Raw genomic sequence first — 315 nt, 5'->3', positions numbered from 1 at the left:
CAGTTCAATCTCTGTTTTTTCGCCCCTTCGTGAAAAGGGACCGGTTTGCTCATTACTCTCGCCGGAATTGATCAGGCTCTTCTTGTAGCCTTCTCAATCTTCCTTTGCTTTAAGCCATGAGCACGGGACAAATTCGCTTTGTCTCGTTTGTTTTTGAGACCACTGCCTTGCAGTTTTCGCTTCTCTCACCGCGCTCACGCTTATCGGTTCGTTGCCTAGTTTTTAAAGAACTTTTCGTTGCTGCCGTAGCAGCGACAAGATCGAAATTCTATAAAACTTCATTTCGTCTTGTCAAGAGCTTTTCGAAAATTTTTT

Source organism: Sutterella sp. AM11-39 (genome assembly GCF_003472385.1).
In the GTDB taxonomy this organism is placed as follows: domain Bacteria; phylum Pseudomonadota; class Gammaproteobacteria; order Burkholderiales; family Burkholderiaceae_F; genus Duodenibacillus; species Duodenibacillus intestinigallinarum.
Note: the sequence above shows the minus strand (reverse complement) of the source record.